The 22,587-nt window shown below is 54.3% G+C and carries 16 protein-coding genes; 11 read left to right on the top strand and 5 right to left on the bottom strand.

All coding sequences use genetic code 11. From position 1 onward, the window contains the following. Nucleotides 1-81 precede the first annotated feature (81 nt). Nucleotides 82-1,047 (bottom strand): thioredoxin-disulfide reductase, encoded by a 966-nt coding sequence (gene trxB / locus FJW00_RS13425; protein WP_009091134.1) that lies wholly within the window; start codon nucleotides 1,045-1,047, stop codon nucleotides 82-84. A 110-nt stretch (nucleotides 1,048-1,157) separates the two neighbouring features. On the opposite strand from trxB, the gene FJW00_RS13420 reads away from it, so the two are divergent. The 7 genes from FJW00_RS13420 (at nucleotide 1,158) to FJW00_RS13390 (ending at nucleotide 10,780) form a co-directional block, all read left to right on the top strand. Continuing rightward, the gene (locus tag FJW00_RS13420; protein ID WP_140028290.1) at nucleotides 1,158-1,391 is read left to right on the top strand and encodes a hypothetical protein; all 234 of its coding nucleotides are present in this window, start codon (nucleotides 1,158-1,160) and stop codon (nucleotides 1,389-1,391) included. Between the two features lie 174 nt (nucleotides 1,392-1,565). After that, nucleotides 1,566-2,060, top strand: a complete 495-nt coding sequence (gene lrp / locus FJW00_RS13415; RefSeq protein WP_006118610.1) for a leucine-responsive transcriptional regulator Lrp — start codon at nucleotides 1,566-1,568, stop codon at nucleotides 2,058-2,060. 118 nt (nucleotides 2,061-2,178) lie between these two features. Continuing rightward, nucleotides 2,179-5,784, top strand: coding sequence for a DNA translocase FtsK 4TM domain-containing protein (locus FJW00_RS13410; RefSeq protein WP_140924444.1), 3,606 nt, complete (start codon nucleotides 2,179-2,181; stop codon nucleotides 5,782-5,784). 177 nt (nucleotides 5,785-5,961) lie between these two features. Further along, nucleotides 5,962-6,573, top strand: a complete 612-nt coding sequence (lolA, locus tag FJW00_RS13405) for an outer membrane lipoprotein periplasmic chaperone LolA (protein ID WP_009091130.1) — start codon at nucleotides 5,962-5,964, stop codon at nucleotides 6,571-6,573. Between the two features lie 7 nt (nucleotides 6,574-6,580). Next, nucleotides 6,581-7,924: a replication-associated recombination protein A gene (locus tag FJW00_RS13400; protein ID WP_140924442.1), complete on the top strand. Its 1,344-nt coding sequence runs from the start codon at nucleotides 6,581-6,583 to the stop codon at nucleotides 7,922-7,924. A gap of 92 nt (nucleotides 7,925-8,016) precedes the next feature. Then, a complete protein-coding gene (gene serS / locus FJW00_RS13395) occupies nucleotides 8,017-9,309 on the top strand; it encodes a serine--tRNA ligase (RefSeq protein ID WP_009091126.1) in 1,293 nt (430 codons plus the stop codon). A 319-nt stretch (nucleotides 9,310-9,628) separates the two neighbouring features. Continuing rightward, the gene (locus FJW00_RS13390) at nucleotides 9,629-10,780 is read left to right on the top strand and encodes an MFS transporter (RefSeq protein ID WP_140924440.1); all 1,152 of its coding nucleotides are present in this window, start codon (nucleotides 9,629-9,631) and stop codon (nucleotides 10,778-10,780) included. A gap of 53 nt (nucleotides 10,781-10,833) precedes the next feature. Here FJW00_RS13390 and pflA read toward each other — a convergent pair whose 3' ends face one another. The 4 genes from pflA to ycaO all read right to left on the bottom strand — a co-directional run bounded on the left by pflA (nucleotide 10,834) and on the right by ycaO (nucleotide 17,090). Further along, entirely contained in the window at nucleotides 10,834-11,574 is a 741-nt protein-coding gene (pflA, locus tag FJW00_RS13385) for a pyruvate formate lyase 1-activating protein (protein WP_009091122.1), read from the bottom strand. Between the two features lie 164 nt (nucleotides 11,575-11,738). Then, nucleotides 11,739-14,021, bottom strand: a complete 2,283-nt coding sequence (gene pflB, locus FJW00_RS13380; protein WP_009091120.1) for a formate C-acetyltransferase — start codon at nucleotides 14,019-14,021, stop codon at nucleotides 11,739-11,741. A 72-nt stretch (nucleotides 14,022-14,093) separates the two neighbouring features. Next, nucleotides 14,094-14,954: a formate transporter FocA gene (gene focA, locus FJW00_RS13375; protein WP_140924438.1), complete on the bottom strand. Its 861-nt coding sequence runs from the start codon at nucleotides 14,952-14,954 to the stop codon at nucleotides 14,094-14,096. A gap of 372 nt (nucleotides 14,955-15,326) precedes the next feature. Further along, nucleotides 15,327-17,090 carry a 30S ribosomal protein S12 methylthiotransferase accessory factor YcaO gene (ycaO, locus tag FJW00_RS13370; RefSeq protein WP_140924435.1) on the bottom strand — a complete coding sequence of 588 codons (1,764 nt, stop codon included), beginning with the start codon at nucleotides 17,088-17,090 and terminating at the stop codon, nucleotides 15,327-15,329. A 314-nt stretch (nucleotides 17,091-17,404) separates the two neighbouring features. Between ycaO and serC the strand changes: the two genes are divergently transcribed. The 4 genes from serC to rpsA all read left to right on the top strand — a co-directional run bounded on the left by serC (nucleotide 17,405) and on the right by rpsA (nucleotide 22,526). Beyond that, nucleotides 17,405-18,490, top strand: coding sequence for a 3-phosphoserine/phosphohydroxythreonine transaminase (serC, locus tag FJW00_RS13365; protein ID WP_009091114.1), 1,086 nt, complete (start codon nucleotides 17,405-17,407; stop codon nucleotides 18,488-18,490). A gap of 82 nt (nucleotides 18,491-18,572) precedes the next feature. Then, a complete protein-coding gene (aroA, locus tag FJW00_RS13360) occupies nucleotides 18,573-19,859 on the top strand; it encodes a 3-phosphoshikimate 1-carboxyvinyltransferase (protein ID WP_140924433.1) in 1,287 nt (428 codons plus the stop codon). A 198-nt stretch (nucleotides 19,860-20,057) separates the two neighbouring features. After that, nucleotides 20,058-20,744, top strand: a complete 687-nt coding sequence (cmk, locus tag FJW00_RS13355; protein WP_046101522.1) for a (d)CMP kinase — start codon at nucleotides 20,058-20,060, stop codon at nucleotides 20,742-20,744. A gap of 108 nt (nucleotides 20,745-20,852) precedes the next feature. Next, nucleotides 20,853-22,526, top strand: a complete 1,674-nt coding sequence (rpsA, locus tag FJW00_RS13350; RefSeq protein WP_009091109.1) for a 30S ribosomal protein S1 — start codon at nucleotides 20,853-20,855, stop codon at nucleotides 22,524-22,526. Nucleotides 22,527-22,587 lie beyond the last annotated feature (61 nt).

Below are 22,587 nucleotides of genomic sequence, written 5' to 3'. Positions count from 1 at the left end.
GCCAGAATCTAGCATGAGGGCAATAAAAAAGGCGACTGAAAAACCGTCGCCTGGAACATTTGAGATCAGCGGGTTAACAACTTACTGATCGTTTTTAACTAATCCATCAAGAAAACGCTCAGCGTCTAACGCCGCCATACAACCGGTGCCCGCAGAGGTGATCGCCTGGCGGTATGTGTGGTCCATCACATCACCTGCCGCAAACACACCCGGGATGCTGGTCTGCGTCGCGTTTCCGTGCAGGCCGGACTGCACTTTAATATAGCCATTTTCCAGCGCCAGCTGCCCGTCGAAAATCGCGGTATTCGGGCTGTGGCCGATAGCGACAAACAGACCCGCCACATCCAGCGATTCGGTTTCCTCGTTCTGCGTCGAGCGCAGGGTCAGCCCGGTGACGCCCATCTGGTCGCCGACCACCTCTTCCAGCGTGCGATGCGTGTGCAGCACGATATTTCCGTTGCGCACTTTCTCCATCAGACGATCAATCAGGATCTTCTCTGCACGGAAGCTGTCACGGCGATGGATCAGATGCACTTCAGACGCGATGTTCGCCAGGTAGAGTGCCTCTTCAACGGCCGTATTACCGCCGCCAATCACGGCCACTTTCTGGTTACGGTAGAAGAAACCGTCGCAGGTGGCGCAGGCAGAGACGCCTTTGCCTTTGAACGCCTCTTCGGAAGGCAGACCCAGGTAGCGCGCTGACGCACCCGTCGCAATGATCAGGGCGTCAGCCGTGTATTCGCCGCTGTCGCCGGTCAGACGGAACGGACGGTTCTGCAGATCAACGGTGTGGATGTGATCGAAAATGATCTCAGTATTGAATTTTTCGGCATGCTCATGCATACGCTCCATCAGTGATGGACCTGTCAGATCGTGCGGGTCGCCCGGCCAGTTCTCCACTTCAGTGGTCGTGGTCAGCTGTCCGCCTTTTTCCAGACCGGTGATCAGCACCGGGTTCAGGTTGGCGCGTGCAGCATAAACCGCTGCGGTATAACCCGCTGGGCCGGAGCCCAGAATGAGTAGCTTACTGTGTTTGGCCGTACTCATGCGTTCCTCAGTTTCATTCGGCTGACATAGCCTGCGATTGTAGGGAATATCCGGCAGCAATGACAAGGTTTAGGCAATTTTGTTAACGATAGCTGCAAGTGGCGTAGACGATGAATGGCAACTTTGCCTCTGCAATGCGCCAAAAGGGGGCAAAACTCCGCTTAAGCGGTGCAATAGCTGAAAAAACCTCATTTAAAAACAGTAACCCAGCGGTCTGTCTGGCATCTTGTCCTGAATTTGGTGATTTTACTTTGACAATCGCCTGCGCTTTTGCGAAAACATTATCAGAAGCGGATAACATTTATCGGAACAAAACAGGTTTTCATCGCCTGTTTTGCACTTAACGCCGAATAAAAGCAGCCTGGTATGGATAATGACGCATGATGTGGACAGACAGCATGCGTCATATCGATAAGTCTCACCCACAGGCTCTGTTAGCTCACTTCAAAAATGCCCCGAACAATGAGCGTTTTCAGGGTGTGGCAGGTAAAGGGAAGGAATGAAGAGAGACAATAATAATGGTAGATAATAAGAAACGCCCCGGGAAAGATCTCGACAGAATTGACAGGAACATTCTGAACGAACTTCAGAAAGATGGTCGTATTTCAAACGTAGAGCTTTCCAAACGCGTAGGATTATCGCCTACGCCATGTCTTGAGCGCGTGCGCCGTCTCGAACGTCAGGGATTTATTCTTGGCTACACCGCACAGCTGAACCCGCACTATCTTGATGCTTCTCTGCTGGTATTCGTTGAGATTACTCTGAATCGTGGTGCGCCGGATGTGTTTGAGCAATTTAACGCCGCTGTGCAAAAACTTGAGGAAACTCAAGAGTGTCACCTCGTTTCCGGTGATTTCGACTACCTGCTGAAAACGCGCGTTCCTGACATGTCTGCCTATCGTAAGTTGCTGGGTGAGACCCTGTTGCGCCTGCCGGGCGTGAACGACACGCGAACCTATGTCGTCATGGAAGAGGTCAAACAGAGCAATCGCCTGGTGATCAAGACTCGCTGATGCGGGGCAGGTGCAAAACCTGAGATATTTCGGTACACTCCTGTGAATTCATACAGGATCAGCGTCGGGCTTGCCCGACGCTGTTGCTTCTTACTTTACAGGCACCTGGAGAGTCCTCTTGAGCCAGGAATATACAGAAGATAAAGACGTTACGTTACAGTCGCTGAGCAGTGGACGTCGTCTGCTGGAAGCGTTGCTCATTCTGGTGGCGCTGTTTGCCATCTACCTGATGGTTTCACTGGTCAGTTTTAACCCTTCCGACCCGAGCTGGTCGCAAACGGCCTGGCATGAACCTATCCACAATATCGGCGGCAGCGTCGGTGCCTGGCTGGCTGACACCTTACTTTTCATCTTTGGTGTAATGGCGTACGCCATTCCGCCGGTTATCCTGGGTCTGTGCTGGATTGCCTTCCGTCAGCGCGATAATCAGGACTATTTTGACTACTTTGCTGTCGGGCTGCGCCTGATCGGCGTTCTTGCGCTGGTGGTCACCACCTGTGGCATGGCGGCACTCAACGCAGATGACATCTGGTACTTTGCCTCCGGCGGGGTGATCGGCAGCCTGGTGAGTAATGCCATCGCTCCCTGGTTTAGTCCGGCTGGCGGCACGCTGATGCTGCTCTGCGTCTGGGCGGCAGGTATCACGCTGTACACTGGCTGGTCATGGCTCACTATCGCCGAGAGAATTGGTGGGGTCGTGATGGGCGTGCTGACCTTTGCCAGCAACCGCTCCCGTCACGATGAACCCTGGCAGGAAGAGGATGAACAGGATTCGCGTGAGTATGATGACGCGCCTGTGCTGCATACCGGCGATCAGGATGATGATGTGCTGCTGTCTGCCCCCCGCAAAGCCGCTGAACCCTCACCGTCTGAGCAGGATCCGTTGCTGGCTAAAGCCGCCGCAGCCACCAGCGCGGCCGTCGCCACTACCGCAGAAGCAGCCGATGTGCTGCTGACTCCGGCTGCGCCTGTTGCAGCGGCAACCGCCGGGCCTGCTGCGTCCGCAGCGCCTGCAGCCGTACCGCCGTCAGCAGTGCATCCAGCAGCAGAAAGCCTGTCGGCCTCCCAGCCAGCTGCGCCTGTGCAGCCGGCACCGCCTCAGAGCGCCCCTGCTTATGCGGCAGCGTCTGCGCCGACGGCAACGCAGAGTGCATCTGCGCCTGCTGCCGCACCTCCGCTTTATCACTTTGAAATGCCTGACGAGGCGCCAGCGGCTCCGGCGTTCAGTGCCTATGACGATGATGAGCCGAAAATGGGGAACTGGCGCGACACGCCGGTCAACCCTGTGGTGCCCGCCGCAACAGCCGCGGTCACCGCCGCTGCCGCTGCCTCCCGAACCGCGACGCGCACGGCCCCGGTCTTTGACCTGGCACCTGAAACGAATCTGAATCCGCAGGTTAAGCAGGGTATTGGCCCGGCATTGCCGCGTCCTAATCCGGTAAAACTGCCTACCCGCCGTGAGCTGGCCTCGTATGGTATTAAGTTACCTTCGCAGCGTATGGCTGAAGAGAAAGCGAAAGCGGAAAGCGCTGAATCGACTGCGGCTGCATCCGAGCTTCCGACTCAGGAGGCTGAAGAAGCGCAGCAGCAGGCTGAACTGCGCCAGGCCTTCCAGTCTGAACAGCAGCAGCGGTATGGCGCCGGCTGGCAGCAGGATGATGAGGAAGAACAGGAGGCGCAGCAGCAGGCCGCCCTGGCGCGGCAGTTCGCCGAACAGCAGCAGCAGCGCTATGAACCGCAAGAGCGAAAAGAACCGGTCTTTAATCTGGATACCGCGTCAGCCTTTGATTTTTCGCCAATGAAAGATCTGGTTGATGAAGGCCCGTCTGAACCGCTGTTCACCATTGCCGCTACGCCGGAACCGGAAGCGCCGGCGGTTTCACATGAACCCTGGCAGCAGGTGCGTGAGGTTTCAGAACCGCAGGCTCCGGCTCAGGTTCCTGCTCCCCCACGCTATGCGCCGGCAGAGCCCGCCTATGCTCCGCCAGCGGCAACGCCTGAGCCGGATTATGCCGCGCCTGCTTACAGCGCCCCGGCCGCGCCTCAGGCTCCGGCCCACTCTGCATCAGCCTACGCTGCGCCCGCGGCTCCTGCTTATCATGCACCGGCTGCGGACAATGCTGGGCCCGCTTATGGTTCGCCAGCGGCACCGGTTCAGCCGGTTGAAGAAGCGAAGCCGTCACTGCATGACAGCCTGATCCACCCGTTCCTGATGCGTCATGAGCAGCCGCTGGAGAAACCTTCCACGCCGCTGCCTTCGCTGGATCTGCTGACCGCACCGCCGGAAGAGGAAGAGCCGGTAGATATGTTCTCACTTGAGCAGACTGCCCGCCTGGTGGAGTCGCGTCTGGGTGACTATCGCGTCAAGGCGGAGGTGGTCGGCATTTCACCGGGGCCGGTCATCACCCGTTTCGAGCTTGACCTGGCGCCGGGTGTGAAAGCGGCACGTATCTCCAACCTGTCACGCGACCTGGCTCGCTCACTGTCGACAGTCGCGGTGCGTGTGGTGGAAGTCATTCCAGGCAAACCTTATGTCGGTCTGGAACTGCCTAACAAACATCGTCAGACCGTCTATCTGCGTGAAGTACTGGATTGTCCTAAATTCCGTGACAATACTTCTCCGCTGGCTGTGGTGCTGGGTAAAGACATTGCCGGTCAGCCGGTCGTCGCCGATCTGGCGAAAATGCCTCACCTGCTGGTTGCCGGTACGACAGGTTCCGGTAAATCGGTGGGCGTAAACGCCATGATCATCAGCATGCTTTACAAGGCGACGCCGGAAGAAGTGCGCTTCATCATGATCGACCCGAAAATGCTCGAACTGTCGGTCTATGAAGGCATTCCGCACCTGCTGACGGAAGTGGTAACCGACATGAAGGATGCGGCGAATGCGCTGCGCTGGAGCGTGGGTGAGATGGAGCGTCGCTACAAGCTGATGTCGGCGCTGGGCGTGCGTAACCTGGCGGGCTACAACGAAAAAGTTGAGCAGGCGGAAGCGATGGGACGGCCGATTCCTGATCCGTTCTGGAAGCCGGGTGACAGCATGGATATGACGCCGCCGGTGCTGGAGAAACTGCCTTACATCGTGGTGATGGTCGATGAGTTTGCTGACCTGATCATGGCGGTCGGTAAAAAGGTTGAAGAGCTGATTGCGCGCCTGGCACAGAAAGCCCGTGCTGCCGGTATTCACCTGGTGCTGGCCACACAGCGTCCTTCTGTCGATGTTATTACCGGTCTGATTAAAGCGAACATCCCGACACGTATCGCCTTTACCGTTTCCAGCAAGATTGACTCGCGCACCATCCTCGATCAGGGTGGCGCAGAGTCGCTGCTGGGTATGGGTGACATGCTCTACATGCCGCCAAACTCCTCAATACCGATTCGTGTTCATGGCGCGTTTGTTCGCGACCAGGAAGTTCACGCGGTGGTTCAGGACTGGAAAGCGCGTGGCCGTCCGCAATATATCGAAAACATTACGGCGGGCGAAGAGAGCGAAAGTGCCGGTGGAATGGAGAGTGATGAAGAGCTGGATCCGCTGTTCGATCAGGCTGTCAGCTTTGTCATCGACAAGCGCCGCGCGTCCATTTCAGGCGTGCAGCGTCAGTTCCGCATCGGCTATAACCGCGCGGCACGGATCATTGAACAGATGGAAGCGCAGGGTATCGTCTCTGCACCCGGACACAATGGCAACCGTGAAGTGCTGTCGCCACCGCCACACGAAATGTAACGGTTAACAGGTTGTAACACGTCTTAATGAGCCAGTTCCGACTGGCTCATTGTTTTTATGCGGTTTATCCCCCATATCTGAATCAGCTTTCGGTTTTTTCCTCTATCCTGATGGCGGAACGGCGACCAGGCTTAAAGCAGTCATCGATGGGAACGTTTAAATAAGGAATTGAAGCAGATGAAATTACGCGTAATCGCTCTGGGCCTGTTGGCCACCTTTGCTTCAGCCAGCGTGCTGGCTGATGCGTCCAGTGATCTGCAACAGCGCCTGAATAAGGTCAGCAGCTTCCACGCCAGCTTCACACAAAAAGTCACGGACAGCAGTGGCGCCAGCGTGCAGGATGGTGAAGGCGAGCTGTGGGTCAAGCGTCCCAGCCTGTTTAACTGGCATATGACCGCCCCGGACGAAAGCATCATCATCTCTGACGGCAAATCGCTGTGGTTCTACAACCCGTTTGTTGAACAGGCGACGGTCAGCCTGCTGCAGAATGCGACGAGCAATACGCCGTTTATGCTGATTGCCCGCAACCAGTCCAATGACTGGAAGCAGTACAACATCAAACAGCAGGGCGACAATTTCGAACTGACGCCGAAAAGCAGTGATGGCAATCTGAAACAGTTTACGATTCAGGTAACGCCTGGCGGAACCATCAATCGCTTCAGCGCGGTGGAACAGGATGGACAGCGCAGCGATTATCAGCTGAAAAGTCAGCAGAATGGTGCAATCAGCCCGGACAAATTCACGTTCACACCGCCAAAAGGCGTGACGGTGGACGACCAACGTCAGTGAGGTCACGGTGAGTAACCTGTCCCTGGATTTTTCCACCGAAAATTTCAAACCTCTGGCCGCGCGTATGCGGCCAGAAACGTTGAAACAGTACATTGGTCAGCAACATCTGCTGGGTGCCGGTAAACCGCTGCCGCGTGCCATTGAGGCAGGGCACCTGCACTCCATGATCCTCTGGGGACCCCCCGGGACCGGCAAGACCACGCTGGCTGAAATCATTGCGCACTATGGCAATGCCGATGTGGAGCGTATCTCAGCCGTGACCTCCGGGGTTAAAGAGATCCGGGAGGCCATTGAGCGTGCCAGGCAGAATAAGCAGGCCGGGCGACGGACGATCCTGTTTGTGGACGAGGTGCACCGGTTCAACAAAAGCCAGCAGGATGCTTTTTTACCCCACATCGAAGATGGCACCATTACTTTTATTGGTGCCACCACAGAAAACCCCTCTTTTGAACTCAACTCGGCATTACTGTCGCGCGCCCGCGTCTATCTGCTGAAATCCCTGACGCTGGAAGATATCGAGCAGGTGCTGGATCAGGCGATGCAGGACAAAACGCGTGGCTACGGCGATACAGATATTGTCCTGCCGGACAACACGCGCAGAATGATCGCTGAGCTGGTGAATGGTGATGCGCGTCGGGCACTGAACACGCTGGAGATGATGGCCGATATGGCCGAAACCACCGCATCCGGCCAGCGGGAACTCACGCCTCAGTTGCTTAATGAAGTGTCTGGCGAGCGTTCGGCGCGTTTCGACAACAAAGGTGACCGCTTTTACGATCTGATTTCGGCGCTGCACAAATCCGTGCGTGGCTCTGCGCCTGATGCGGCGCTCTACTGGTATGCACGTATTATCACCGCCGGGGGCGACCCGCTCTATGTGGCGCGCCGGTTACTGGCTATCGCCTCTGAGGATGTCGGCAATGCCGATCCGCGCGGGATGCAGGTCGCTATTGCCGCGTGGGACTGTTTCACACGCGTAGGCCCGGCAGAAGGGGAGCGCGCCATTGCACAGGCGATTGTTTATCTGGCCTGCGCACCGAAGAGTAATGCCGTTTATACCGCCTTCAAGGCCGCCATGCGGGATGCCCGTGACCATCCGGATTTTGATGTGCCGGAACACCTGCGCAACGCGCCAACGAAGCTGATGAAAGAGATGGGACTCGGCAAAGAGTATCGCTACGCCCATGATGAAACCAACGCCTATGCCGCAGGTGAAGTCTATTTCCCACCGGAACTGGCTGACGCGCGCTATTACCGTCCAACCCAGCGCGGGCTTGAGGGCAAGATTGGCGAAAAGCTAAGCTGGCTGGCTGAACAGGATCAAAATAGCCCGACAAAACGCTACCGCTGAAACAGACGTTACGGTAATGTGGGCAATGTTTTCAACGCATTCCGCCGGAGTGCGTCCCTTCTTTCAACCAACTTTTTAAACACAGGATAAGCATGCTCGATCCCAATCTGCTGCGTAACGAGCCAGACGCAGTCGCAGAAAAACTGGCACGCCGGGGATATAAACTGGATGTGGAAACGCTGCGTTCGCTGGAAGAGCGTCGCAAGGTCCTGCAGGTAGAAACAGAGAATTTGCAGGCAGAGCGTAACTCCCGATCCAAATCCATCGGTCAGGCCAAAGCCCGTGGGGAAGATATCGAGCCGCTGCGTCAGGAAGTGAACGCGCTGGGCGAACGCCTGGATGCCGCAAAAGCAGAACTGGATGAACTGCAGAATCAAATCCGTGACTTTGCGCTGGCACTGCCGAACATTCCGGCAGACGAAGTGCCGCTGGGTAAAGATGACAGCGAAAACCAGGAAGTCAGTCGCTGGGGAACCCCGCGTCAGTTTGATTTCCAGGTTAAAGATCACGTTGAGCTGGGTGAAGCAGCCAAAGGCCTGGATTTTGCGGCCGCCGTAAAACTGACCGGTTCGCGCTTTGTCGTGATGCAGGGACAGATTGCCCGCCTGCACCGTGCGCTGAGTCAGTTTATGATTGACCTGCACACTGAGCAGCATGGCTACCTGGAAACCTATGTGCCTTATCTGGTTAACCACGAAACGCTTTACGGTACCGGACAGCTGCCGAAATTTGGCGAAGATCTGTTCCACACCCGCCCGCTGGAAGAGGAGTCAGACAGCAGCCACTATGCCTTGATTCCGACTGCAGAAGTGCCACTGACTAACCTGGCGCGTGACGAAATCCTCGAAGAGGAGAGCCTGCCGGTCAAACTGACCGCACATACGCCGTGCTTCCGTTCCGAAGCGGGTTCATACGGCCGTGATACCCGCGGTCTGATCCGTATGCACCAGTTCGATAAAGTGGAAATGGTTCAGATTGTCAGCCCGGAGCAGTCGATGGATGCGCTGGAAGAGCTGACAGGGCACGCCGAGAAAGTGTTGCAGTTGCTGAACCTGCCTTATCGTAAGGTTTTACTCTGCACTGGCGACATGGGCTTTGGATCGACCAAAACCTATGATCTTGAAGTGTGGTTACCGGCTCAGAACACTTATCGTGAAATCTCCTCCTGTTCGAACATGGGCGATTTCCAGGCGCGTCGTATGCAGGCCCGTTGCCGCAATAAACAGGATAAGAAACCACGGCTGGTACACACCCTGAACGGCTCGGGGCTGGCTGTAGGCCGTACCCTGGTTGCGGTGCTGGAAAACTATCAGCAGGAAGATGGCCGCATTGTTGTGCCTGAGGTTTTACGCCCGTATATGAATGGCGCTGAGATCATTGGCTGAGCAAGCCTGACGGACTAAACCCGGCGTCAGCCGGGTTTTTTTATGCCCACAGTTTTAACTACCCTGCCTGATTATCGTCAAATGCATCACAAATAAACGTTATCGACAGCAGATGGGCCGTAATGCTCAAAAATCTGTATTTTCATAGAGATAGCATTTGAGGTTCTGATGCCCTGTCGGATTGTAACCCACTGAAGATTAGTAAATTAAATGGTTGAGCAGCAAAATGTGCTGCTGATAAATGGCACCCATTGACTTTAAAAAAGCCAGTGGCAAACTGCGCGCAATTTCCCTTTATCTGTTCTGGTTTCGATCCCCTATGTCAACCTGGTCACGCCCTGTGATTTTGCTGCTTTGCGGCCTGATGTTAATGACCGTAGCCATCGCCGTACTGAATACGCTGGTTCCACTGTGGCTGACCCATGACTTACTGACAACCTGGCAGGTGGGCATCGTAAGCTCCTCTTATTACACCGGTAATCTCGCAGGCACGCTGCTGGCTGGCTGGTTGATCAGACACTACGGGTTTAATCGCAGCTATTACCTGGCAACCGGACTTTTTGCTGTCGCCACGCTTTGCCTTGCGACTCTGGAAGGCTTCTGGGCATGGAGTTCGCTGCGCTTTGTTGCGGGCGTGGGCTGTGCGCTGATGTGGGTGGTGGTAGAGAGTGCGTTACTCTGCAGCGGAACGGTGCGTAACCGCGGCCAGCTTCTGGCAGCCTATATGATCGTCTACTACCTGGGCACGGTGGCCGGTCAGTTGCTGGTCAGCAGACTCTCAACAGAGTTGCTGAGTGTGATCCCCTGGGTCACGTCGCTGGTGTTCTGCGCGGTACTGCCGCTGGTCTTTACCCGCGTCTCCGCCAGCGCTGAAGCGGCGGAGCCCGTACCGGCCCGCATCTGGCCTATGCTTCGTCGCCGCAGTTCGCGCCTTGGCATCAATGGCTGCATCATCTCCGGTATCGTCTTAGGGTCACTTTACGGTCTGATGCCGCTTTACCTGTCGCATCAGGGAATGAGTGATGCTCATGTGGGCTACTGGATGGCGTTACTGGTCAGTGCCGGGATTGTGGGGCAGTGGCCCATCGGTCGTCTGGCTGACCGCTTTGGTCGCATGCTGGTGCTGCGGGTGCAGGTCTTTGTGGTTATCCTGGGGGCGATGGCGATGCTGGCCAATGCCGCAATGGCACCGTCGCTGTTTGTGCTCGGCCTCGCCGGCTTTACACTCTATCCGGTGGCGATGTCCTGGGCCTGTGAGACGGTGTCACACCATGAGCTGGTTGCCATGAATCAGGCGCTGCTACTGAGTTATACCGTCGGCAGTCTGGCGGGACCGGCGATGACCTCCGTTCTGATGCAGAATTACTCTGATCGCTCACTGTTTATCATGATTGCGACGGTGGCGCTGATCTATCTGGTGATGCTGCTGCGTAAAGCGAATCATCACGCTACGCCAGTGGCGCATGCCTGATCGCGGAATAACAAAAAGGGAGCCACTGGCTCCCTTTTCTGGCATTAAATGGTTCAGTACATGACTTCGTGTCCGTAGCTGGCAAGAATATTTTTTACCCGCTCCATTGTCTCTTTCTTCGGCGGCTTCACGCCATCCAGCTTGTACTCTTCTCCCATCGCAATCCATTTGTGCTTACCCAGTTCGTGGTAAGGCAGCAGTTCAATCTTCTCAACATTCTCCATGTCGCGAGTGAATTCACCCAGCCGGTGCGCAGTATCATCATCGTCGGAATAGCCTGGCACCACGACAAAACGAATCCAGGTGCGTTTGCCTTTTTTCTGCAGGTAGCGGGCAAAGTCCAGCGTGCGATGATTCGACACGCCCACCAGAATCTGATGGATATCGTCATTCATCTGCTTGAGGTCGAGCATCACCAGATCGGTCACGTCGAGCAGTTCATCGATCACCGGGTCATAACGGCGGACAAAACCGTTGGTGTCGAGACAGGTATGAATGCCTTCCGCCTTGCAGGCACGAAACCAGTCGCGCACAAACTCAGCCTGAAGAATGGCTTCGCCTCCGGATGCGGTGACGCCACCGCCAGAGGCGTTCATGAAATGGCGATAGGAGAGCACATCCGCCATCAGGGCTTCGACGCTGATCTCTTTGCCACCATGAGTATCCCAGGTATCTCGGTTGTGACAGTAAAGGCAGCGCATCAGGCAGCCCTGGAAGAAGGTAATGAAGCGGATGCCGGGACCATCGACGGTGCCGCAGGATTCAAATGAGTGGATACGACCGTTAACTGACATTGCGATGTTTTCTCCAGTGAGTCTGCCGTAACAGACGGCGCAATCTCTGTTGCGCTCAGGGCAGGAAATCGATTCTGGTGGACACCTTCACAGAGACGACCACCAGAACAGACTTTTAAATAAAAGGCTCCGCGAGGAGCCTTTTTAAGCGGGTAGGGCGGTGATTACAGTGACTGAGTAAAGGTACGGGTAATCACATCCTGCTGCTGCTCTTTAGTCAGCGAGTTAAAGCGAACAGCATAACCGGAAACGCGGATGGTCAGCTGTGGATACTTCTCAGGATGCTCCATCGCGTCCAGCAGCATTTCACGGTTCATCACGTTGACGTTAAGATGCTGACCGCCTTCGATGCTGGCTTCATGATGGAAGTAACCATCCATCAGACCGGCAAGGTTGGTTTTCCGCACGTTATCATCTTTACCCAGCGCGTTCGGCACGATGGAGAAGGTGTACGAGATACCATCTTTCGCATAGGCAAACGGCAGTTTCGCAACGGAGGTTAGTGACGCTACCGCACCTTTCTGGTCGCGACCGTGCATCGGGTTAGCACCTGGTCCGAACGGTGCACCAGCGCGGCGTCCATCCGGGGTGTTACCGGTTTTCTTACCATATACCACGTTTGACGTAATGGTCAGGACAGACTGAGTCGGCACGGCATTGCGATAGGTGGTCAGCTTCTGGATTTTCTTCATAAAGCGTTCAACCAGATCGCAGGCCAGGTCATCCACCCGCGGATCGTTGTTACCGAACTGCGGATATTCACCTTCGATATCGAAGTCAATTGCCAGGCCGTCTTCATCACGGATAGGTTTCACTTTGGCATATTTAATCGCGGAAAGTGAATCCGCCGCTACAGAGAGTCCCGCAATACCGCATGCCATGGTGCGATAGACGTCCCGGTCGTGTAAGGCCATCAGTGCCGCTTCGTAGCTGTACTTGTCATGCATGTAGTGAATGATGTTCAGCGAGGTCACATACTGTTTTGCCAGCCAGTCCATGAAGTGATCCATACGCTCCATGACGGTGTCGAAATTCAGCACGTCGTCGCTGATTTTGTCGCCTTTCGGGCCCACCTGCATTTTCAGTTTTTCATCAACACCGCCGTTGATTGCATAGAGCAGTGTTTTCGCCAGGTTGGCTCGCGCGCCAAAGAACTGCATTTGTTTGCCGACAATCATCGGGCTGACGCAGCAGGCAATGGCGTAGTCATCATTGTTGAAATCCGGACGCATCAGGTCATCGTTCTCATACTGCAGGGATGAGGTGTCGATAGAGACCTTAGCGGCAAATTTCTTAAAGTTAATCGGCAGTTTTTCTGACCACAGAATGGTCATGTTCGGCTCGGGTGACGGTCCCATGGTGTAGAGGGTGTTCAGGAAGCGGAACGTGCTTTTTGAGACCAGTGTACGGCCATCAACACCCATACCGGCCAGGGATTCAGTGGCCCAGATTGGGTCGCCTGAGAACAGCTCATCATATTCAGGCGTGCGCAGGAAGCGGACCATGCGCAGTTTCATCACCAGATGATCGATCAGCTCCTGGGCCTGTTCTTCTGTCAGCTTACCGGCTTTTAGGTCACGCTCAATGTAGACATCCAGGAAGGTGGATACGCGACCAAAAGACATCGCAGCGCCATTCTGCGATTTCACGGCGGCCAGATAGCCGTAGTAGGTCCACTGTACCGCTTCGGCAGCGTTGGTGGCCGGGCCAGAAATATCGTGGCCATATTTTGCCGCCATCTCTTTGATCTGCGCCAGCGCACGGTGCTGATCGGAAATCTCTTCACGCAGACGAATCGTTGCTTCGAGATTTACGCCATTCTCCAGATCGTTCTGCAGTGAGGTGAACTGCGCGAATTTATCCGCCATCAGGAAATCGATGCCGTAGAGCGCGACACGACGGTAGTCACCGATGATACGTCCGCGACCATACGCGTCCGGCAGACCGGTCAGAATACCGGATTTACGGCAGCGCAGGATGTCGGGTGTATAGACGTCGAACACACCCTGGTTGTGGGTTTTACGGTATTCGGTAAAGATTTTTTTCAGTGAAGGATCAAGCTCACGGCCATAAACTTTGCATGAGCCTTCCACCATTTTGATGCCGCCATAAGGAATAATGGCGCGCTTCAGAGGGGCCTCAGTCTGCAGACCTACGATTTTTTCCAGTGGCTTGATGATGTAGCCAGCGTCGTGTGAGGTGATAGTTGAAGCAAGATCGGTGTCAAAGTCGACAGGCGCGTGGGTGCGGTTCTCAATTTTGATCCCTTCCAGCACGCTTTCCCACAATTTGGTAGTGGCTTCAGTTGCACCCGCCAGGAATGACTCATCACCTTCATAAGGGGTGTAGTTCTTCTGAATGAAATCGCGCACGTTGACGCTATTCTGCCATTCGCCTTCAGCAAATCCTTCCCATGCTGTGGCCAGTTTTGCATTAAGTTCGGTCATACTATACCTGCCTTAGATGAAGAGACTGTTACGGTCAGGCACAGCGGATGGGCTGTGCCATCAAAAATACGTTTAGTGTACCGGGTCACCTTTACGGAGATAGATCACCCAGTAAGTCAGACCCACCAGAACGCCGCCGCCAATAATGTTACCCAGGGTTACGGGGATCAGGTTGTCGAGAATAAAGTGAGTGACGGTCAGTGAGGGAAACTGTGCTGCTGTCGCCCCTGCCGCCTGCCAGAACTCAGGTGTCGCAAAGTCGCGGATAGTAATGGCATAGGGGATCAGAAACATGTTAGCGATACTGTGTTCGAAACCACTGGCTACAAACATCGAAACGGGCAGAATCATCACCACCAGTTTATCGGTCAGGCTACGGCCGGAATAACTCATCCAGACCGCGAGGCAGACCAGCAGATTAGCCAATGTGCCCAGGCAGACCGCTTCAATAAAGGTGTGGTGCATTTTGTGATCGGCGGTCTGCAGCACATTTAATCCCCAGGCACCGTTAGCAACCATATGTTGTCCGGCAAACCACATCAGGGCGACAAAGAAGAGGGCACCGCCCAGGTTACCGACATAAACGTTGATCCAGTTACGTGCCAGCTGACCCCAGCTGATACGTCCACTGGCTTTGGCCACAACGATGAGGACCGTCGATGTGAAGAGATCGGCACCACACACGACGACCAGCATCAGGCCGAGTGAGAAGCAGATACCCCCAATCAGTTTGGCTATGCCATAGGGCATGGTGCCGCTGCCGGTGGTGGCTGTGATATAAAAAACGAATGCGATTGAGATAAATACGCCAGCGGTTAACGCCAGAAAGAAAGTGGTAAAGGGGTGTTTGGTGGCTTTATAAATTCCGGCATCTTCAGCAACTTTTGCCATTGCGGCCGGAAGTAATAGATTAAAAGGGTTGTCAGTTTTCACACTAACTTACTCCAGAAGTTGTCTGAAAAAATAGTAACAAAGGAGTAGTAGCAAGTAATTGATGTGGATCATGTTTGCCAGAACGGTAACCATTTTGTCACAGGAAAACTGAATGATTTTTTTTGTAATATATTGAATTTATTGCATTAAATATTTTTTAAAATATGCAGGATTATTTTAATGTCAGGTCTGTGATTGCCTGTCCGGAATGGCGTTTGTAACTTATTGGTCATCCGTATGTTAAATAAAACAATGGGATGTTGCGGGAAAGGGATTTAATGCAGCTAATGTTTCATGAAAAGAAAATAGCATGGCACCCGGTAAATGCAGTGCCATGCCGGATCGACTATCGACCCGCTGACGCGTCAGGAATTACGCGTTTTTCCAGTAGTGGCGTTTGGCCGTTTGCAGTTTTTCGTAAGCCGCAAGCAGAGACTGATGAGCCGGGAATGCCAGCAGATCATCATCAACCGCCTGAAGTCCGTTAAACGGCTGTTCACCACTGATGGCGGCCGAGGCGGCTTCCACTGCGCTTTCACCATACATCCGCGTGAAGGCATGATGGTATTGCAGCGGGTCACGCTCATCTTCCATCGCTAATAGCAGCAGGGTCTGCAGGCAGCGGTAGTAATTTGCCCGCTCTGGCGTAAAGACAGAGCTGTTAAATTCCATTGTCCACTCCGTCCAGATCAGGGCCTGCTCCAGATCGCCACCTGCCAGAGCCAGCATCGCCTTTAATTCACCGATACGCAGCGTCGACCAGCCGTTATCTTTACCGGTGGCCAGACCCAGCAGCTCGCGGACGCGGGTAAAGTCATCGAAACCTTCGTCATCCAGTTGCCCGATTAAATCGAGATACTCTTCCGGATTCCAGTTGCTATCAGGCAGTGCCAGCAGGGTTTCACGTATGCCCGCTCCCATGCTGTTATTTGCCAGGAAGAGGTCTTCTGCCGGATAGATATCAGACATGCCAGGCACGATGATGCGACAGGCGTAGACACCCAGATGCTCATAGTCAGCGATATAGACTTCCTGATCTTCTGAAGCAAAGATCGCCATCAGTGTGGCAAACTCCTCTTCAGTACTGCCTGCGAAGGACCAGTCCACAAAGGGATAATCCGCCGTCTCTTTAAACAGATCCCAGGAGATCAGGCCGCTTGAATCAATGAAATGGGTTTCAAGGTTGGCGTGCTCGGCGACTTCTTCATCGTCGAACGTCGGTGGGGTAAACACATCCAGATCTTTCAGGCTCCGGCCCTGCAGCAGCTCGGTGACGGTACGCTCCAGCGCAACGCCAAAATCGGGATGCGCCCCAAAGGAAGCAAAACAGGTGCCGTTGGCCGGGTTAAACAGCACCACGCAGATCACCGGATATTTACCGCCCAGTGAGGCGTCGTAGGCGAAAATCGGGAAACCTTCCGCTTCAAGACGGGCAATCGCTTCGATCACGTCAGGGTAGCGCTGCATCACCTCATCCGGGATCGCCGGCAGGCTGATAGCTTCAGCAATAATGCGGTTTTTGATGTAGCGCTCAAACACCTCAGAGAGCCCCTGAACACGCGCTTCATTGGCCGTGTTACCCGCCGACATGCCGTTAGAGACATAGAGGTTACCAATGATATTCATCGGGATATAAACGGTTTGCTGGTCGGACTGGCGGGTAAACGGCAGGGCACAGATGCCCCGTTCAGCATTACCGGACTGCAGATCGATTAATCCGGACGCCGTCAGCGCCTGGTCTGGATCGTAAAAGGCGCGCAGACGCGGGTCCAGAATCCCCTCAGGTAAGGATTCATCCTCAGGGGCAGCAAACCATTTTTCATTGGGATAGTGAACAAAATCGCCGTTCGCGATCTTTTTTCCAAGCCAGAAGTCAGCAAAGAAATAGTTCGTTGAGAGACGCTCAAAATATTCGCCCAGCGCGGAGGCCAGCGCCGCTTTTTTACTGGCGCCTTTGCCGTTGGTAAAACAGAGCGGGCAATCGCGGTCGCGAATATGCACAGACCAGACATGGGGAACAGGATTCAGCCAGGAAGCTTCTTCAATATTAAAGCCAAGATCCTGCAGCTTATTCTGGAAACGCGCAATGGAGTCTTCCAGTGCGGCATCTTTGCCCGGGATAAATGTTTGCGTCATAGTGCCGCTCTCTCAGTTGTCATAGGGTGCGTAAAGCGCGCCATGATACGGATTTTGCCTGAAGACCGCTATCAGGGCGGGATAAATTTACCGCTGTAGTTTTCCATTACTTCGCTTTACCGGCCAGACGCACTTTTATCGTGCTGAACGACGCCTCACAAAATTTCGTGCAGGTTTGCATTGGTAACATAACATCCGGCGCGGCAGAGTCAGAAAATGTGACCGCCTCCTGATTTATGATTGCAGCTATCAGAATGCAGTGATAAAACCGGATGATTATTCATAACCGTTCGATATGACAGTGGTGAGGGGAAATGACGCAGGTTTATAATTTTAGCTCTGGCCCGGCGATGCTACCGGTAGAAGTGCTCCGTCGTGCAGAACAGGAACTGACGAACTGGCGCGGTCTGGGTACCTCTGTAATGGAGATCAGTCACCGCAGTAAAGAGTTTATTCAGGTGGCTGAGGAAGCCGAACAGGACTTCCGTGATCTGCTAAAAATCCCGGCCGGTTACAAAGTTTTATTCTGTCATGGGGGCGCACGTGCGCAGTTCGCTGCCGTGCCGGGCAATCTGCTGGGGTCCGCGACAACGGCCGACTATGTTGATGGCGGTTACTGGGCGCACAGTGCCATTAAAGAGGCGGAAAAGTATTGCTCCCCGCGCACGCTGGATGTCAAAACAACCCGTGACGGTAAACGTGCCATTCTGCCGATGCGCGAATGGGCCGTCAGCGAAGCGTCCGCTTACCTGCACTACTGTCCGAATGAGACCATCGACGGCATCGCTATTGATGAACAGCCAGATTTTGGCAGCAAAACCGTTGTCGCTGACTTCTCCTCTACCATTCTTTCACGTCCGATTGATGTCAGCCGTTACGGTGTGATCTATGCCGGCGCGCAGAAGAATGTGGGCCCGGCTGGTTTGACGCTGGTCATCGTACGCGAAGATCTGCTGGGTCAGGCACACAGCTCTGTTCCCTCTATCCTCGATTACAAAGTTCTGGCCGATAACGACTCCATGTTTAACACGCCACCGACTTTTGCCTGGTACCTTTCGGGTCTGGTGTTTAAATGGCTGAAAGAGAAAGGCGGTGTAGCTGAAATTGATCGCATCAATCAGGCAAAATCTGACCTGCTTTACGGTGTGATTGATGGCAGCGACTTCTATCGCAATGATGTGGCGACAGAAAACCGCTCGCGGATGAACATTCCTTTCCAGCTGGCCGATGCCTCACTGGATGCGCTGTTCCTGGAAGAGTCATTTAAGAATGGATTACATGCGCTTAAAGGACATCGTGTAGTAGGTGGTATGCGCGCCTCTATTTATAATGCGATGCCGCTGGAAGGTGTTAAGGCCCTGACTGATTTCATGGTCGATTTTGAACGCCGTCACGGCTAACCGATAAGATATCAGCGCTGATGCTGATGCCAGACCTCGTCCTGCGACGAGGTCTCTGTATTTTTTGAGGATTTCGTTTCACATGCAGGACTCCCTGACTCTTCAACCGATTGCGCGCGTCGACGGCACGGTAAATCTGCCTGGCTCCAAGAGCGTTTCCAATCGTGCACTGCTGCTGGCTGCACTGGCAAAAGGCACCACCCGACTCACCAATTTACTCGACAGCGATGATGTAAAGCACATGCTGAATGCGCTGACCGCACTGGGCGTCAGCTATACCCTTTCAGACGATCGCACCGTGTGTGAAGTGACGGGGAATGGCGGCCCGCTGCATGCCGCACAACCGCTGTCGCTGTTTCTGGGTAATGCCGGAACCGCAATGCGCCCGCTGGCAGCAGCACTTTGCCTGGGTCAGCACGATGTCGAACTGACCGGCGAACCACGCATGAAAGAGCGCCCAATCGGCCATCTGGTGGATGCGCTTCGTCAGGGTGGGGCGACCATTGAGTATCTGGAAAACGAACACTATCCGCCGCTGCGTTTACGCGGGGGATTTACCGGCGGTGACGTCAGTGTGGATGGCAGCGTCTCCAGTCAGTTCCTGACCGCACTACTGATGACTGCGCCGCTGGCTCAGCAGGACACCTGCATCACCATTAAAGGCGATCTGGTATCGAAACCCTACATCGACATCACGCTCAATCTGATGCAGTGCTTTGGCGTCGACGTTGAAAATCAGCACTATCAACGCTTCCTGATCAAAGGTGCGCAGCAGTATCAGTCGCCAGGGGATTACCTGGTCGAAGGCGACGCCTCTTCCGCCTCCTATTTCCTGGCCGCCGCCGCGATCAAAGGCGGAACGGTTCGGGTCACCGGGATCGGACGTAAGAGCGTGCAGGGTGACATCCGTTTTGCTGACGTGCTGGAAAAGATGGGCGCGAGCATTGAGTGGGGTGATGACTATATTGCCTGCACCGCCGGAAAACTGCAGGCGATCGACATGGATATGAACCATATCCCGGACGCGGCGATGACCATTGCGACCACGGCACTGTTTGCAGAAGGGACAACGCAGTTACGTAATATTTATAACTGGCGGGTAAAAGAGACCGACCGGTTGAGCGCGATGGCCACTGAACTGCGTAAAGTGGGCGCAGAGGTCGAAGAGGGCCATGACTACATCCGCATCACGCCGCCAGCGACACTGATTCATGCGGATATTGGCACCTATAACGATCACCGCATGGCGATGTGTTTTTCTCTGGTGGCGCTCTCTGATACGCCGGTCACCATTCTTGATCCAGGCTGTACGGCAAAAACCTTCCCGGACTATTTTGTGCAGCTTGAGAAAATCAGCCTGCGCGCCTGACAGACCTTCTCCGGTGCGTTCCCGCACCGGATTTTCCCTGATTTAATCTGGCTTTAATCGCCCGGATATCCTCTTATTTGACTAAATTTTCCCAGCCGCTCAGTGCGAAAGGGTAACCAAGCACGGCTATGCAGCGTATAATGCTAACCATTAAGGGTGGCCGACAGGCCATGAAGCACGCAGCAACAGGAGGGAATAATGACAGTAACTGCCCCGGTCATAACTATCGATGGGCCAAGTGGCGCGGGGAAAGGAACCCTGTGCAAAGCCATGGCAGAATCGCTGCAGTGGCATCTGCTGGACTCCGGTGCTATTTATCGCGTGCTGGCGTTAGCCGCATTGCATCATCAGGTGGATATCGAATCGGAAGAGGCGTTAGTGCCGATTGCTGCACACCTTGATGTGCGCTTTGTCTCTCAAAAGGGTGAAATGCAGGTCATACTGGAAGGGGAGGATGTCACCGGAGAGATCCGTACGCAGGAGGTGAGCAACACCGCTTCCCGTGTCGCTGCCTTTCCCCGGGTGCGCGAAGCACTATTGCGCCGCCAGCGTGGTTTCCGCGAGATGCCGGGTCTGATTGCGGATGGCCGGGACATGGGCACCGTGGTTTTTCCTGATGCGCCAGTGAAAATTTTCCTGGATGCCGGCCCGGAAGAGCGCGCCCGGCGCCGTATGCTACAGTTGCAGGAAAAGGGCTTTAATGTTAACTTTGACCGCCTTTTAGCCGAGATAAAAGAGCGCGACGACCGCGATCGTAACCGCGCAATTGCGCCTCTGGTCGCCGCTGGCGATGCACTGGTATTAGACTCGACTGAGATGTCTATCGACCAGGTCATTGAAAAAGCGCTACACTATGCCCGCGAAAAGCTGGGCATCCCGGCTTAACTGAATTAATAACCCTGTACCACGGATCCGGTGCAGGGCATGTGAAACAACCCCATCCGACATGAAGTCAGATGGACGTTAAATTGAAGAATCCTGAAGATTATCAATATGACTGAATCTTTTGCTCAACTATTTGAAGAATCCTTAAAAACAATCGAAACCCGCCCGGGTTCTATCGTTCGTGGCATCGTCGTTTCTATCGACAAAGATGTCGTTCTGGTTGATGCGGGTCTGAAATCTGAATCTGCAATCCCTGCAGAGCAGTTCAAGAACGCAGCCGGCGAACTGGAAATCCAGGTTGGCGACGAAGTTGATGTTGCTCTGGATGCAGTGGAAGACGGCTTCGGTGAAACCCTGCTGTCCCGTGAGAAAGCTAAGCGCCATGAAGCATGGATCACGCTGGAGAAAGCTTACGAAGACGCTGAAACTGTTACCGGTGTTATCAACGGCAAAGTTAAAGGCGGCTTCACAGTTGAGCTGAACGGTATCCGTGCGTTCCTGCCAGGTTCACTGGTTGATGTGCGTCCGGTGCGCGATACGCTGCACCTGGAAGGCAAAGAGCTTGAGTTCAAAGTAATCAAGCTGGATCAGAAACGCAACAACGTCGTGGTTTCACGTCGTGCCGTTATCGAATCTGAAAACAGCGCAGAGCGCGATCAGCTGCTGGAAAACCTGCAGGAAGGCATGGAAGTTAAAGGTATCGTTAAGAACCTCACTGACTACGGTGCATTCGTTGATCTGGGCGGCGTTGACGGCCTGCTGCACATCACTGATATGGCGTGGAAGCGCGTTAAGCATCCAAGCGAAATCGTTAACGTTGGCGACGAAATCACCGTTAAGGTGCTGAAGTTCGACCGCGAGCGTACCCGTGTTTCTCTGGGTCTGAAGCAGCTGGGCGAAGATCCATGGGTTGCTATCGCTAAACGCTATCCGGAAGGCACCCGCCTGACCGGTCGTGTGACCAACCTGACTGACTACGGCTGCTTCGTGGAAATCGAAGAAGGCGTTGAAGGTCTGGTACACGTTTCTGAAATGGACTGGACCAACAAAAACATCCATCCGTCTAAAGTTGTTAACGTAGGCGATGTGGTTGAAGTTATGGTTCTGGACATCGACGAAGAGCGTCGTCGTATCTCCCTGGGTCTGAAGCAGTGTAAATCTAACCCATGGCAGCTGTTCGCTGAGACGCACAACAAAGGCGATCGTGTTGAAGGTAAAATCAAGTCAATCACTGACTTTGGTATCTTCATCGGCCTGGACGGCGGCATCGACGGTCTGGTTCACCTGTCTGACATCTCCTGGAACGCGACTGGCGAAGAAGCCGTTCGTGAGTACAAAAAAGGCGACGAAATCGCTGCCGTTGTACTGCAGGTTGATGCAGAGCGCGAGCGTATCTCTCTGGGCGTTAAACAGCTGGCAGAAGATCCGTTCAACAACTACATCACTCTGAACAAGAAAGGTGCGATCGTCACCGGTAAAGTGACTGCAGTTGATGCTAAAGGTGCTACAGTTGAATTAGCAGACGGCGTTGAGGGTTACCTGCGCGCTTCTGAAGCTTCACTGGACCGCATTGAAGACGCCACTCTGGTTCTGAACGTTGGCGACGACGTTGAAGCTAAGTTCACCGGCGTTGATCGTAAAAACCGTGTCGTAAGCCTGTCTGTTCGTGCGAAAGACCAGGCTGATGAGAAAGAAGCTATCAACACTGTTAACACCAAACAGGAAGAAGGCAACTTCTCTAACGCGATGGCTGAAGCGTTCAAAGCGGCTAAAGGCGAGTAATCGACCTGAAGCACCGGGTGGGTAACCACCCGGTTTCGGTAAAAGCTGTCATACTTTCCCT

The sequence above is a fragment of the Pantoea anthophila genome, from assembly GCF_006494375.1.
Taxonomy (GTDB): Bacteria; Pseudomonadota; Gammaproteobacteria; order Enterobacterales; family Enterobacteriaceae; genus Pantoea; species Pantoea anthophila.
This window is presented reverse-complemented; position numbering and strand designations above follow the sequence as displayed.

Coding starts and splice junctions, on each gene's coding strand:
- pflB (WP_009091120.1), bottom strand. CDS start 14,021: ATGACCGAACTTAATGCAAAACTGGCCACAGCATGGGAAGGATTTGCT.
- FJW00_RS13420 (WP_140028290.1), top strand. CDS start 1,158: ATGAATGGCAACTTTGCCTCTGCAATGCGCCAAAAGGGGGCAAAACTC.
- serC (WP_009091114.1), top strand. CDS start 17,405: ATGACGCAGGTTTATAATTTTAGCTCTGGCCCGGCGATGCTACCGGTA.
- trxB (WP_009091134.1), bottom strand. CDS start 1,047: ATGAGTACGGCCAAACACAGTAAGCTACTCATTCTGGGCTCCGGCCCA.
- rpsA (WP_009091109.1), top strand. CDS start 20,853: ATGACTGAATCTTTTGCTCAACTATTTGAAGAATCCTTAAAAACAATC.
- serS (WP_009091126.1), top strand. CDS start 8,017: ATGCTCGATCCCAATCTGCTGCGTAACGAGCCAGACGCAGTCGCAGAA.
- aroA (WP_140924433.1), top strand. CDS start 18,573: ATGCAGGACTCCCTGACTCTTCAACCGATTGCGCGCGTCGACGGCACG.
- pflA (WP_009091122.1), bottom strand. CDS start 11,574: ATGTCAGTTAACGGTCGTATCCACTCATTTGAATCCTGCGGCACCGTC.
- FJW00_RS13390 (WP_140924440.1), top strand. CDS start 9,629: ATGTCAACCTGGTCACGCCCTGTGATTTTGCTGCTTTGCGGCCTGATG.
- ycaO (WP_140924435.1), bottom strand. CDS start 17,090: ATGACGCAAACATTTATCCCGGGCAAAGATGCCGCACTGGAAGACTCC.
- lolA (WP_009091130.1), top strand. CDS start 5,962: ATGAAATTACGCGTAATCGCTCTGGGCCTGTTGGCCACCTTTGCTTCA.
- cmk (WP_046101522.1), top strand. CDS start 20,058: ATGACAGTAACTGCCCCGGTCATAACTATCGATGGGCCAAGTGGCGCG.
- lrp (WP_006118610.1), top strand. CDS start 1,566: ATGGTAGATAATAAGAAACGCCCCGGGAAAGATCTCGACAGAATTGAC.